Raw genomic sequence first — 13,349 nt, 5'->3', positions numbered from 1 at the left:
AGGGGTGTGACCCCCGTACGATCCGATTTCGTGATCAATGACGACGAGGTCCTCGGGGACGCGGTCCGCAACAACGCCGAGTGGTGCCAGAGCATGTGCCGCGCCCACGGCCTGACCGGCACGTTCGGCCCCCGCGCCTGGACGAGCGCCGCCCGCACGCCGCTGTACTACCCGGACGCGGTGACGCTGACGGAGGACGCGGAGGCCGGGGACTTCCTCGCCGGTATCGACCGCACGGCCTGGGCGTCGGTCAAGGACAGCTACGCGCGCGTGGACCTGGAGCCGGAGGGCTTCCAGGTCATCGTCGACGCGCAGTGGATAGCCCGCCCGGCAGGCCTCCCGACCCCTGCCGCTCCCGGCGACTGGCGTCCGGTCCGCACCCCCGCGGAACTGGCGGCCTGGGCCCTGGCCTGGAGCGGGGACGACGCCGGGGACGCGGCACTCTTCCGCCCGGAACTCCTGGCGGACCCGGCGACGACGATCGTCGCGGGCCGGACGGAGGACGGCCGGATCCTGGGCGGGGCGGTACTGAGCGCGAGCGCGCGCGTCACGGGCGTCTCGAACCTGTTCACGGGGGAGGGCGCGGACCCGGCCGCGATCTGGGCGGGCGTGCTCGCGTCCGCGCCTTCGGACCGCCCGGTGGTCGGCTACGAATCGGGCGAGGACCTGGCCGCGGCGCGCGCGGCGGGCTTCAGGGAACTGGGCGCGCTCAGGGTCTGGCTGAACGGGTAAGGGCCCGGGCCCGCACCGGGCCCGGGTGGGCCCGCGCCCGTGCTGGGCGGCGCCCCCGCCCCCCGTGTGGGCAATCGTCCCGCAGGGGCGGGACGGGTGGGCACACGGGACGGCGCCCTTCAGCGGCGCCTCCGCGTTCCGCGCCTGGACCCGCACCGACCGCGGCGGCGCACATCCGGTGCGGGTCCAGGCGCGGGAGCCTCGGGCGCCGGCAAGGCGCGGGTCCGTTGTGCCCACCCGTTCCGCCCTGCGGAACGATTGCCCACAACGGGGTGGGCGCCGTCCGGGCGGGTGGGCTCCGCCCCTTGCGGAACGATTGCCCACAACGGCGGGGCGCAGGCCCACAGCGCGGGGCCCGGCGGCGTGAGGGCCGCGCAAAGGGCCGTCATCGCGGTGAAACGCACCGGCAACGCGCCCCCGGCACCATCACTCCATGACGCACCCGGACGCCACGTTCGACAGCGCCGCCGAACTGCTCGGCAGGATCGGCGAGCAGCTCGGGACCCGGCTCGGCCACGTACGCCCGTACGGCCCCCGCCACGAGGAGGCACACCCGCCCATGAAGCCCACCCTCGTCGCCGTGGGCCACGGCAGCCGGGACCCCCGCGCCCGCGCCACCCTCTCCCGCCTCCTCGACCGCGTCCGCGAGCTCCGCCCGGGCCTCGACGTCCGCCTCGCGCACATAGAGCTGAACGCCCCGCTCCTCGGCGAGACCCTCGCGGAGACGGTCGCCGACGGCCGGGACGCCGTCCTCGTCCCCCTCCTCCTCGCCCCCGGCCACCACGTCACCCACGACCTGCCCGCAGCGGTCGCGGCGACGGCCGCGACCGCCCGCGTCGCCGAACCCCTCGGCGCCCACCCCCTCCTCGTCGAGGCCCTCGCCGACCGCCTCGCCGAGGCCGGCTGGACCCCCGGCGGCAACCGGGGCGTCGTCCTCGCCTCCGCCGGCTCCCGCGACCCCCGGTCCCGCGCCGAGATCCGCCGGATCGCCGCCCTCCTCGGCGAGCGCCTCGGCGGCGTCCCGGTCGTCCCCGCGTACGCCTCCGCCGCCGCGCCCACCGTCCCCGACGCCGTCCGCGCCCTCGAAGCCAGGGGCCGCCGGGTCGCCGTCGCCTCCTGCTTCACCGCCCCGGGCCTCTTCGCGAGCCGCGCCGCCGCCCACGCCCCCTGGATCGCGTCGGACCCGCTCGGCGCCCATCCGGCCCTCGCCCGCCTGGTCCTGCACCGTTATGAGACGGCCCGCGTCCGGGAACTCGCCGCCGTCTGAGCTCTTCTGTCGGTCCCTCCGGTTACCTTCGAGACATGGAAGGCATCGAGGACACCAAGGGCAGCGCAGACATCGCAGGCATCACCGACACCCCCGGGTACGACTCCGCCGCGACCGAGCGCTGGGCCGCCGAGCCCGACAAACGCCCCGGGCGCACCGCCTTCCAGCGGGACCGCGCCCGCGTGCTGCACTCGGCCGCGCTCCGCCGGCTCGCCGGCAAGACGCAGGTCGTCACCCCCGGCACCAGGAGCCACGCCTGGGACGCCAGCCCCCGGACCCGGCTCACCCACTCCCTGGAGTGCGCCCAGGTCGGCCGCGAGCTGGGCGCCGCCCTCGGCTGCGATCCCGACCTCGTCGAGGCGGCCTGTCTCTCCCACGACATGGGCCACCCGCCGTTCGGGCACAACGGCGAGCAGGCGCTCAACGACGTCGCGAAGGACTGCGGCGGCTTCGAGGGGAACGCGCAGTCGCTCCGCCTCCTCACCCGCATCGAGCCCAAGCGCTTCGTCAAGGACGACGAGGGGGAGCTCGTCAGCGTCGGGCTCAACCTCACCCGCGCCGCCCTCGACGCGGCCACCAAGTACCCGTGGGCGCGCGGCGGTCACCCCGAGGACCCCGGCTCGCCGAAGTTCGGCGTCTACGAGGACGACCTGCCGGTCTTCGAGTGGATCCGGCAGGGCGCCCCCGCCCACCGCAAGTGCTTCGAGGCCCAGGTCATGGACTGGTCCGACGACGTGGCCTATTCGGTGCACGACTTCGAGGACGGGCTGCACGCCGGGCACATCGACCCGAACATGCTGTACGCGGAGCCGGAGCGCGCCGACGTCTTCGCGGTCGCCATCGGCCGCTACGTACCCGAGGACACCGACCCGCAGGAGCTCGCCGAGGCCCTGGACCGGCTCGTCGACCAGGAGTGGTGGCCGCACGGCTACGACGGCTCGGCCGTCGCGCAGGCCCGGCTCAAGGACGCCACCAGCCAGCTCATCGGCCGCTTCTGCCTCGCCGCCGAGGGCGCCACCCGGCAGGCATACGGCTCGGGGCGGCTCACGCGGTACGCCGCCGAGCTCGTCGTCCCCCGCGAGACCCGCAACGAATGCGCCGTTCTCAAGGCCGTCGCCGACCGGTACGTGATGCAGCGCGCCGAGCAGGAGGCCCTCCGCGCCGACCAGCGGATCGTCGTCGCCGAGCTCGCCGAGGCGCTCGTCGCCCGCGCCCCCGACGGCCTCGAACCGCAGTTCCGCGCCGCTTTCGACACGGCCGCCGACGACCGGGCCCGCAAGCGCGTCATCGTCGACCAGATCGCCAACCTCACCGACGCCTCCGCCCGCGCCCTCCACGCCCGCCTCCGCACCCGGCAGGCGTAGGGCCTCTTCCGTCACCTCCGTCCGTACGGGACCCTCGCAGGCACGGCCCGGAGAGGTACGACGGGACGAACGCCCGGGGGCGTAGGTTGGAACCGGTCGCAACGAGGAGGAAACGACGTGGTCGACGCAGATCAGACCTTTGTCATCGTCGGCGGGGGCCTGGCAGGCGCCAAGGCGGCGGAGACCCTGCGCGCCGAGGGGTTCAACGGCCGGGTGATCCTCATCGGCGACGAACGCGACCACCCGTACGAGCGTCCACCGCTCTCCAAGGGCTACCTCACCGGCGCCAAGGAGCGCGACAGCGTCTTCGTGCACGAGGCCGTCTGGTACGCGGCGAACGACGTCGAGCTCCACCTCGGCCAGTCCGTCACCGCCATCGACCGCGAGGCCCGCACCGTCCGCCTCGGCGACGGCACCGTCATCCGCTTCGACAAGCTGCTCCTCGCCACCGGCGCCGAGCCGCGCCGCCTCGACGTCCCCGGCACCGAGCTCGCCGGCGTCCACCACCTGCGCCGGCTAGCCCACGCCGACCGGCTCCGCCAGGTCCTCGCCGGCCTCGGCCGGGACAACGGCCACCTGGTGATCGCCGGCGGAGGCTGGATCGGTCTCGAGGTCGCCGCCGCCGCCCGCGGCTACGGCGCCGAGGTCACCATCATCGAGCTCGACCCCACCCCGCTGCACCGGGTCCTCGGCCCCGAGCTCGGCCAGCTCTTCGCCGATCTGCACACCGACCACGGCGTCCGCTTCCACTTCGGCGCCCGGCTCACCGAGATCGTCGGCCAGGACGGCATGGTCCTCGCCGTCCGCACCGACGACGGCGAGGAGCACCCGGCGCACGCCGTGCTCGCCGCGATCGGCGCCGCGCCCCGTACCGTCCTCGCCGAGAACTCCGGGCTCGCCCTCGTCGACCGGGCCGACGGCGGCGGCATCGCCGTCGACGAGTCCCTGCGCACCTCCGACCCCGACATCTACGCCGCCGGCGACGTGGCCGCCTTCCACCACCCGCTGCTGCACACCCGGCTGCGCGTCGAGCACTGGGCCAACGCCCTCAACGGCGGCCCGGCCGCCGCCCGCGCCATGCTCGGGCAGCGCGTCTCCTACGACCGGGTGCCGTACTTCTTCACCGACCAGTACGACCTCGGCATGGAGTACTCCGGCTGGGCGCCGCCCGGCTCGTACGACCAGGTCGTGGTCCGCGGCGACACCGGCAAGCGCGAGTTCATCGCCTTCTGGCTCAAGGAGGGCCGGGTCCTCGCCGGCATGAACGTGAATGTGTGGGACGTCACAGACACCGTCCAGGAGCTCATCCGCGCCCGTACGGCCGTGGACCCGGAGGCCCTCGCCGACCCCTCCGTCCCCCTGGAGAGCCTGGTCTGAACCGTCTCCGGCACCCGTAGAATTCATGCGTGGCAGGCAGGATCAACGATGACGACGTGAAGGCGGTACGGGACGCGGTCCCGATCGACGCCGTCGTGTCCGAGTACCTCCAGCTGCGCAACGCGGGCGGCGGGAACCTGAAGGGGCTCTGCCCCTTCCACGACGAGAAGTCGCCCTCCTTCCAGGTCAGCCCGAGCAAGGGACTCTTCCACTGCTTCGGCTGCCAGGAAGGCGGCGACACCATCGCCTTCGTGATGAAGATCGACCACCTCTCCTTCTCGGAGACGGTCGAGCGCCTCGCCGCGAAGGCGGGCATCACCCTGCGGTACGAGGAGGGCGGCTACAACCCCGGCCACCAGCGCGGGGAACGCATCCGCCTGATCGAGGCCCACAAGATCGCCGCCGAGTACTACGCCGGACAACTCGGCTCCGCCGAGGCCGAGATCGGCCGGAAGTTCCTCGCCGAGCGCGGCTTCGACCAGGCCGCCGCCGAGCACTTCGGCGTCGGCTACTCCCCGGCCGGCTGGGACCACCTCACCCGCTTCCTGCGCGGCAAGGGCTTCTCCGACAAGGAACTGATCCTCTCCGGCCTCTCCCAGGACGGCCGCCGCGGCCCCATCGACCGCTTCCGCGGCCGCCTCATGTGGCCGATCAAGGACGTCGGCGGCGAGATCGTCGGCTTCGGCGCCCGCAAGCTCCGCGACGACGACAACGGCCCCAAGTACCTCAACACGCCCGAGACGCCGATCTACAAGAAGTCCCAGGTGCTCTACGGCATCGACCTGGCCAAGAAGGACATCGCCAAGGTCAGCCGGGCCGTCGTCGTCGAGGGCTACACCGACGTCATGGCCTGCCACCTCGCCGGCGTCACCACCGCCATCGCCACCTGCGGCACCGCCTTCGGCGGCGACCACATCAAGATCCTCCGCCGGCTCCTGATGGACAACGGCTCGGCCCGCGTCATCTTCACCTTCGACGGCGACGCCGCCGGCCAGAAGGCCGCGCTGCGCGCCTTCGAGGACGACCAGAAGTTCGCCGCCGAGACGTACATCGCCATCGCCCCCGACGGCATGGACCCCTGCGAACTCCGGCTCGCCAAGGGCGACGAGGCCGTCGCCGAACTCGTCCAGCCCCGCACCCCGCTCTTCGAGTTCGCCCTCCGCCAGATCGTCACGCGCTACGACCTGGAGACCCCGGCGGGGCGCGCCGCCGCCCTCGACGAGGCCGCCCCGATCGTCGCGAAGATCAAGAACATCGCCTCCCAGCACGAGGTCGCCGTCCAGCTCGCCGGGATGCTCGGCATCCTCGACACCCAGTTCGTGGTCCGGCGCGTCGCCCAGATCGCCCGCTGGCAGCGCCAGGGCGGCGAGCGCGGCCCCAGCAGGCAGCAGCAGCCCCAGCGGACGTACGACACCCCCGCCCCGGCCGCCGCCCCCTCGGGCCCGGCGCTCAACCTGCGCAGCCCCGCCCACCGCACCGAGCGGGAGCTCCTCAAGCTCGCCCTCCAGCGGCCCGAGCTGGTCTCCCCGGCCTTCGACGCGTACGGGGCCGACGAGTTCACCGCCCCGCCCTACGCGGCCGTCCGGCAGTGCGTCCAGGACGCGGGCGGCGCCACCGGCGCCCCCTCCGACTACCTCGACGCCGTCCGCGAGGCCGCCCCCAACGACTCGGTCCGGGCCCTCGTCACCGAACTCGCCGTCGAGACGATCTTCGCCAAGACGATCGACGAGGTCTATGCCGGAGCCCAGCTCGTCCAGGTCCGCCTCCGCGCCGTCGACCGCCGCATCCGCGACGTCCAGGGCACCCTGGCCCGGCTCGGGGCGAACGGCGACCCCGAGCAGCTCGCCGCCGTGCAGAACGAGCTGTGGGTCCTCACCCAGTACGGGCAGTCCCTGCGGAACAACGGCGCCGCCGCGCTCTGACCGTCGGTCACGGAACGGACTCAAAAAGTCACCGCACGCCCCTCGTGGCGGCGATGTGTCGTACCCCACACTGGGTGACGGAGCCGTTCCGCCCCACCCTGGAGGTCGCCCGCCGTGCAGACCGAGATCCAGACGACCAGGACCACCGAACCGGACGAGCCGCCCGAACTCCCCGAGATACCCGTCCAGCGCCGCCGCACCGGCGACCCCGGCGGCAACGGCCCCTCCTCCGACCTCTTCCGCCAGTACCTGCGCGAGATCGGCCGCATCCCGCTGCTCAGCGCCGAGGAGGAGGTCGAACTCGCCCGCCGCGTCGAGGCCGGGCTCTTCGCCGAGGAGAAACTCGCCAACACCCCCGACCTGGACAGCCGGCTGGCGGGCGATCTGGACCGGCTCGTCGTCCTCGGCCGGATCGCCAAGCGCAAGCTCATCGAGGCCAACCTCCGCCTCGTCGTCTCCGTCGCCAAACGGTACGTGGGCCGCGGCCTCACCATGCTGGACCTCGTCCAGGAGGGAAACCTCGGCCTCATCAGGGCCGTCGAGAAGTTCGACTACGCGCGCGGCTACAAGTTCTCCACGTACGCGACCTGGTGGATCCGCCAGGCCATGTCCCGGGCCCTCGCCGACCAGGCCCGGACCATCCGCGTCCCCGTGCACGTCGTCGAACTCATCAACCGGGTCATCCGCGTCCAGCGCCGCATGCTCCAGGAACGCGGCTACGAACCCACCGCCGAAGAGGTCGCCGCCCAGCTGGACCTGGCCCCCGAGCGGGTCGGCGAGGTCCTCCGCCTCGCCCAGGAACCCGTCTCCCTGCACGCCCCCGTCGGCGAGGAGGAGGACGTCGCCCTCGGCGACCTCATCGAGGACGGCGACGCCGCCTCACCCGTCGAGTCGGCCGCCTTCCTGCTGCTCCGCCGCCACCTGGAGGACGTCCTGTCCACCCTCGGCGAGCGCGAACGGAAGGTCGTCCAGCTCCGCTACGGCCTCGACGACGGCAGGCCCCGCACCCTGGAGGAGATAGGACGCATCTTCGGCGTGACGCGCGAACGCATCCGCCAGATCGAGTCCAAGACCCTCAACAAGCTGCGGGACCATGCCTACGCCGACCAGCTGCGCGGTTACCTCGACTAGTCGACCTCGGCGACCGCCTGCGCGAACTGCGCCGCGTACAGCCGGGCGTAGGCCCCGCCGGACGACAACAGCTCCTCGTGCGTGCCCTGTTCGACGATCGAGCCGTTCTCCATCACCAGGATCACGTCCGCGTCCCGGATCGTGGAGAGCCGGTGCGCGATGACGAAGCTCGTCCGGCCGTGGGCCAGGCGCGCCATCGCCTTCTGGATGAGGACCTCGGTGCGGGTGTCGACCGAGCTGGTGGCCTCGTCCAGGACGAGGATCACCGGGTCGGACAGGAACGCCCGCGCGATGGTGATCAGCTGCTTCTCGCCCGCGCTGACCCCCGCCCCGTCGTCCTCGACGACCGTGTCGTAGCCCTGGGGCAGGGTCCGGATGAACCGGTCGGCGTGCGCGGCGCGCGCCGCCTCCTCGACCTCGGCGCGGGTCACCGTGCGCGTGGCGCCGTACGCGATGTTGTCCGCGATGGTGCCGCCGAAGAGCCAGGTGTCCTGCAGGACCATGCCGATGCCCTTGCGCAGCTCCTCGCGGGACATCTTCGCGACGTCCACCCCGTCCAGGGTGATCCGGCCGTCCGTCACCTCGTAGAACCGCATGAGCAGGTTCACCAGGGTCGTCTTGCCGGCGCCGGTCGGACCGACGATCGCGACCGTCTGGCCCGGGTCCACGGTGAGGGACAGGTCCTCGATGAGCGGCTTGTCCTTCTCGTACCGGAAGGAGACGCCCTCCAGCGCCACCTTGCCCTTGAGGTCCACGGGCTTCTCGCTCGTCGGCGCGTCCGGCTCCTGCTCCTCCGCGTCCAGCAGCTCGAAGATCCGCTCCGCCGAGGCCACACCGGACTGCACCAGGTTCGCCATCGACGCGACCTGCGTCAGCGGCATCGAGAACTGGCGCGAGTACTGGATGAAGGCCTGCACGTCACCGATGGACAGGCTGCCGGTCGCCACCCGCAGACCACCGACCACGGCCACCAGGACGTAGTTGATGTTCGAGACGAAGAACATCACCGGCTGCATCACACCGCTGTTGAACTGCGCCTTGAACCCGGCCTCGTACAGCGCCTCGTTCTGCTCGCGGAAGTCCCGCGCGGACTCCTCCTGCCGGCCGAAGACCTTCACCAGGCTGTGCCCGGTGTACATCTCCTCCACGTGCGCGTTGAGCGTGCCGGTCGACTTCCACTGCTGCACGAAGTGCGGCTGCGAGCGCTTGCCGATCTTCGCCGCGACGAACACCGAGACCGGCACCGTCACCACGGCCACCAGGGCGAGCAGCGGCGAGATCCAGATCATCATCCCGAGCACGCCGACGATCGTGAGCAGCGAGTTGATCAGCTGGCCCATCGACTGCTGGAGCGTCTGCGAGATGTTGTCGATGTCGTTGGTCGCCCGCGACAGCACCTCGCCGCGCTTCGCCTTGTCGAAGTACGACAGGGGGAGCCGCGCCAGCTTCGTCTGGACGTCCTCCCGCATCCGGTAGACCGTCCGGTTGATCACCTTGATCGACATGCGGGTGGAGACCAGCATGAGCAGGCCCGCCGCCACGTAGATCGCGAGGACCCACAGCAGGACCTCGCCGATCGCGCCGAAGTCCATGCCCTTGCCGGGGGTGAAGTCGACCCCGGACAGCATGTCGGCCATGCCGCTGTCGCCACTGGCCCGCAGCTTCTCCAGGGCCTGGGCCTTCGTGGCGCCCTCGGGCATGTTCCGCCCGACGACGCCCGCGAAGATCAGGTCCGTCGCCTTGCCGAGGATCTTCGGCCCTACCACGGAGGCCGCCACCGACAGCACGCCGGCGATCAGCATCACCCAGAGCGGGCCGCGCTCGGGCGCCAGCTGCTTGAGCAGCCGCTTGCCCGAGCCCTTGAAGTCCATCGACCGCTGGTCGGGGCCGCCACCGGCCATCATGCGTCCGCCAGGACCGGCCATCAGGCTGCCTCCGCCTCGGTCAGCTGGGAGAGCACGATCTCCCGGTACGTCTCGTTCTCCGCCATCAGCTCCAGGTGCCGTCCGGTGCCCACCACACGGCCCTCGTCGAGGACCACGATCCGGTCGGCCTCGCGGATGGTCGACACGCGCTGGGCGACGATCACCACGGTCGAGTCCGCCGTCTCCTCGGAGAGCGCGGCCCGGAGCAGGGCGTCCGTCTCGTAGTCGAGCGCCGAGAAGGAGTCGTCGAAGAGGTAGATCTCCGGCCGCTGCACCAGCGTCCGCGCGATCGCGAGCCGCTGCCGCTGCCCACCGGACACGTTGGTGCCGCCCTGCGCGATCGGGGCGTTCAGACCGCCCTCCAGCTTGGCCACGAAGTCCTTGGCCTGGGCGACCTCAAGGGCGTGCCAGAGCTCCGCGTCGGTCGCGTCGGGCTTCCCGTACCGCAGGTTCGTCGCCACCGTCCCCGAGAACAGGTACGGCTTCTGCGGGACGAGCCCCACGGTCTTCGCCATCAGCTTCGGGTCGAGCTCGCGCACGTCCACCCCGTCGACGAGCACCTCGCCGCCGGTGGCGTCGAAGAGCCGGGGCACCAGCCCGAGCAGCGTCGACTTGCCGCTGCCCGTCGAGCCGATGATCGCGGTGGTCTCACCGGGCCGGGCGACGAGCGCCACGTCCCTGAGGACGGACTCCTCCGCGCCCGGGTACCGGAAGTCCGCGTTCCTGACCTCCAGGTGCCCGCGCCGCAGCAGCTTCGTCACCGGCTCGGCCGGCGGCACGACGCTCGTCTCCGTCCCCAGGACCTCCTCGATGCGCTCCGCGCAGACCTCGGCGCGCGGCACCATCATGAACATGAAGGTGGCCATCATGACGGCCATCACGATCTGCATCAGATAGGCGAGGAAGGCGGTCAGCGCGCCGATCTCCATCCCCTGGCTGTCGATGCGGTGCGCGCCGAACCAGACCACGGCCACGCTGGAGACGTTCACGACGGTCATCACCGTCGGGAACATCAGCGCCATCAGCCGCCCGGTCGCCATCGACACGTCGGTCAGCTCGCCGTTGGCGCCGCGGAAGCGCTCTTCCTCGTACCCGTCCCGCACGAAGGCGCGGATGACCCGGTTGCCGGTGATCTGCTCGCGCAGCACCCGGTTCACCGTGTCGAGCCGCTCCTGCATGGTCCGGAAGAGCGGCCGCATCTTCCGCACGATCAGCGAGACGGCGACGCCGAGGACCGGCACCACCGCGAGCAGCACGCCCGACAGGGGGACGTCCTGGCCGAGGGCCATCACGATGCCGCCGACGCACATGATGGGCGCCGAGACCATCAGGGTGAACGCCATCAGGACCAGCATCTGCACCTGCTGGACGTCATTGGTCGTGCGGGTGATCAGCGAGGGCGCGCCGAAGTGGCCGAGCTCCCGGGCGGAGAAGGACTGCACCCGGTCGAAGACCGCGCCGCGCACGTCACGGCCGAGCGCGGAGGCGGTGCGCGCGCCGTAGTACACGGCCCCGATGTTGCAGACGACCTGGACGACGGAGACGCCGACCATCAGGGCGCCGAAGCGCAGGATGTAGCCGGTGTCCCCGCTGACGACACCGTTGTCGATGATGTCGGCGTTCAGGGTGGGCAGGTAGAGGCTCGCGCAGGTCTGCAGGAACTGCAGCAGGACGAGCAGGGCGATGGGTTTTCGATACGGCCGCAGGTGGGTTCGGAGAAGTCTTATGAGCACGGCTCCTACTATCGCCCGCACCCCGGGAGCGTTACGACTCGGTTTCGGGGCACGGGCGGAGCCCTGGTCAAGACTTTACGAACCCCTGTACGAACCTCAGCCGCCGAACGCGCCCGGGTGGATCTGGTCCCGCGTCGCCACGTACTGCTGCCGCACGGCCTGTCCGACCGCCCGTTCCTCGCCGGGCTCCAGGATCTGCGCGACCGCGCCCTGCCAGGCCGGGGGAGCGGACGGGGAGAGCGTGCCCCGCGCGACCCCGAGCGCCCAGGCGGCCTGCCGGGCCGCTCCGAGCGCCGCGTAGTCGGCCGGCTGGGGAACGACGACCTGGGCGCCGAAGATCGCCGGCGCGAGGGCCTGCACGGCCGGCAGGGCGGCGGCCGCGCCGAGCAGGAAGACCCGCCGCACCTCCACGCCCCGCCCGCGCAGCACGTCCATGGCGTCGGTGAGCCCGCAGAGCATCCCCTCGAACGCCGCCCGCGCCAGGTGCTCGGGCTTCATCGACTCGCGCCGCAGCCCGCTGAGCGTGCCGGCGGTGTGCGGGAGGCTGGGGGTCCGCTCGCCCTCCAGATAGGGCAGCAGAACGAGCCCGGAGGCACCGGGCGTCGACTTCAGCGCAAGGGCCGACAGCTCCTCCAGGGACTCCGCACCGAGCATCTCGGCGGTCCCGCGCAGCGCCCGAACGGCATTGGAGGTGGAGACCACCGGCAGGTACATGCCGGTGGCGTCGGCGAAGGAGGTGATCATGCCGGTCGGGTCGACGAGGGCCTCGTGGTGGACGGCCATCACGGAGCCGGAGGCGCCGAGCGAGACCACCGCGTCGCCGGGGCCGAGGCCCAGGCCGAGCGCGGCGGCCATCGTCTCGCCGGTGCCGGCGGAGACGAGGAGGCCCTCGGGGGTGATGCCGGCGGCGTCGGAGGGCCCGAGGACCTCGGGCAGCACGGCCTGGTGGCCGAGCGCCAGGTCGACCAGATCGGGCCGGTAGGTCCCGGTCCGCACGGACCAGTAGCCGGTGCCGGAGGCGGCGCCGCGGTCGGTGGTGCGGCGGGCGGGCCGGCCCAGCAGCTGCCAGACGAGCCAGTCGTGCGGCTGGAGGACCATGGCGACGCGCTGGGCGTTCTCGGGCTCCGTACGGGCCAGCCAGCGCAGCTTGGCGACCGCCTGTCCGGCCCCGGGCACGCTGCCGACGGCCTCGGCCCAGGCCTGCCGCCCGCCCAGGGACTCGACGAGGTCGGCGGCGGCGACCTGCGCCCGCTTGTCGTTGCGGACGAGCGCGGGCCGCACCAGGCCGCCCTGCGCGTCGAGCGGCACGAGCCCGTGCTGCTGCGCGGAGACGCCGATGGCCTCCACGCCTTCCAGGAGCCCGCCGGTCGCGGCCTCCCCGAGCGAGAGCAGCCAGGTCTGCGGATCGACGTCGACGGCCTTGGGTTCGCCAGGATGCGCGGCGTACCCCTGCCGCAGTACGGCACCCGTGTCCGTGTCACAGACGACGATGCGTGTGAACTCCGCAGAGCTGTCCAGTCCGGCGACTATCCCCATGACAGATGATTCTGCCGCACTCGAGGGGGTTCAGGTGTTGCTGGTGCCCCAGTTCTCGTCATCGACCTTGCCGTTGCCCCGGCCGCGCTCGCGCAGCGCGTGGACCCGGTCGGTCACGGAGTGCGGGAGCTTCTCCCCGACGACGTGCAGGGCCTTGCCCGCGGCCTGGCGCCCGGTCTGGGCGGCGGACTCGGTGGCGTTCCGCACGGCCGGGTTCTGCGCGAAGTCCTTCGCGGACTTCTTCATCTGTTCGTATCGCTCGCGTCCCGCCCGCGTGCCGACCACGTAACCGAGGGCGAGTCCCACGACGAACGTCAGCTTGTACCGCACGGCTGCGATCCTTCCCTGGAGGCCCTGGGGGA

The 13,349-nt window shown here is 72.3% G+C and carries 10 protein-coding genes; 6 read left to right on the top strand and 4 right to left on the bottom strand.

All coding sequences use genetic code 11. The annotated features are described in order from the left end of the window. Nucleotides 1-30 precede the first annotated feature (30 nt). The 6 genes from AB5J54_RS13215 (at nt 31) to AB5J54_RS13190 (ending at nt 7,793) form a co-directional block, all read left to right on the top strand. The gene (locus AB5J54_RS13215; protein ID WP_369144118.1) at nt 31-732 is read left to right on the top strand and encodes a hypothetical protein; all 702 of its coding nucleotides are present in this window, start codon (nt 31-33) and stop codon (nt 730-732) included. 433 nt (nt 733-1,165) lie between these two features. Continuing rightward, complete coding sequence (locus AB5J54_RS13210; RefSeq protein ID WP_369144117.1) at nt 1,166-1,999, top strand: sirohydrochlorin chelatase; 834 nt, start codon at nt 1,166-1,168, stop codon at nt 1,997-1,999. A 35-nt stretch (nt 2,000-2,034) separates the two neighbouring features. Next, nucleotides 2,035-3,363 (top strand): deoxyguanosinetriphosphate triphosphohydrolase, encoded by a 1,329-nt coding sequence (locus AB5J54_RS13205; RefSeq protein WP_369144116.1) that lies wholly within the window; start codon nt 2,035-2,037, stop codon nt 3,361-3,363. Nucleotides 3,364-3,480: 117 nt separating this feature from the next. Next, nucleotides 3,481-4,740 carry an NAD(P)/FAD-dependent oxidoreductase gene (locus tag AB5J54_RS13200; protein WP_369144115.1) on the top strand — a complete coding sequence of 420 codons (1,260 nt, stop codon included), beginning with the start codon at nt 3,481-3,483 and terminating at the stop codon, nt 4,738-4,740. A gap of 29 nt (nt 4,741-4,769) precedes the next feature. Continuing rightward, on the top strand, nt 4,770-6,662 hold the full coding sequence (dnaG, locus tag AB5J54_RS13195; protein ID WP_369144114.1) for a DNA primase: 1,893 nt from the start codon (nt 4,770-4,772) through the stop codon (nt 6,660-6,662). Between the two features lie 114 nt (nt 6,663-6,776). Beyond that, nucleotides 6,777-7,793 carry an RNA polymerase sigma factor gene (locus tag AB5J54_RS13190; RefSeq protein WP_369144113.1) on the top strand — a complete coding sequence of 339 codons (1,017 nt, stop codon included), beginning with the start codon at nt 6,777-6,779 and terminating at the stop codon, nt 7,791-7,793. On the opposite strand, the gene AB5J54_RS13185 is transcribed toward AB5J54_RS13190, so the two are convergent. The 4 genes from AB5J54_RS13185 to AB5J54_RS13170 all read right to left on the bottom strand — a co-directional run bounded on the left by AB5J54_RS13185 (nt 7,790) and on the right by AB5J54_RS13170 (nt 13,317). Continuing rightward, nucleotides 7,790-9,718, bottom strand: coding sequence for an ABC transporter ATP-binding protein (locus tag AB5J54_RS13185; protein WP_369144112.1), 1,929 nt, complete (start codon nt 9,716-9,718; stop codon nt 7,790-7,792). The two genes, AB5J54_RS13190 and AB5J54_RS13185, sit on opposite strands and share 4 nt — an antisense overlap. Continuing rightward, nucleotides 9,718-11,451 carry an ABC transporter ATP-binding protein gene (locus tag AB5J54_RS13180; protein ID WP_369144111.1) on the bottom strand — a complete coding sequence of 578 codons (1,734 nt, stop codon included), beginning with the start codon at nt 11,449-11,451 and terminating at the stop codon, nt 9,718-9,720. Before AB5J54_RS13180 ends, AB5J54_RS13185 begins: the two co-directional genes overlap by 1 nt. A gap of 96 nt (nt 11,452-11,547) precedes the next feature. After that, nucleotides 11,548-12,987: an FGGY family carbohydrate kinase gene (locus AB5J54_RS13175; protein ID WP_369144110.1), complete on the bottom strand. Its 1,440-nt coding sequence runs from the start codon at nt 12,985-12,987 to the stop codon at nt 11,548-11,550. A gap of 30 nt (nt 12,988-13,017) precedes the next feature. Next, complete coding sequence (locus AB5J54_RS13170) at nt 13,018-13,317, bottom strand: YtxH domain-containing protein (protein WP_369144109.1); 300 nt, start codon at nt 13,315-13,317, stop codon at nt 13,018-13,020. Nucleotides 13,318-13,349 lie beyond the last annotated feature (32 nt).

The organism is Streptomyces sp. R44 (genome assembly GCF_041053105.1).
Lineage (GTDB): Bacteria > Actinomycetota > Actinomycetes > Streptomycetales > Streptomycetaceae > Streptomyces.
This window is presented reverse-complemented; position numbering and strand designations above follow the sequence as displayed.

What these genes read in the sequence shown, in the direction of transcription:
- AB5J54_RS13210 (WP_369144117.1), top strand. Translation starts at nt 1,166, where the DNA reads ATGACGCACCCGGACGCCACGTTCGACAGCGCCGCCGAACTGCTCGGC.
- AB5J54_RS13205 (WP_369144116.1), top strand. Translation starts at nt 2,035, where the DNA reads ATGGAAGGCATCGAGGACACCAAGGGCAGCGCAGACATCGCAGGCATC.
- AB5J54_RS13185 (WP_369144112.1), bottom strand. Translation starts at nt 9,718, where the DNA reads ATGGCCGGTCCTGGCGGACGCATGATGGCCGGTGGCGGCCCCGACCAG.
- AB5J54_RS13175 (WP_369144110.1), bottom strand. Translation starts at nt 12,987, where the DNA reads ATGGGGATAGTCGCCGGACTGGACAGCTCTGCGGAGTTCACACGCATC.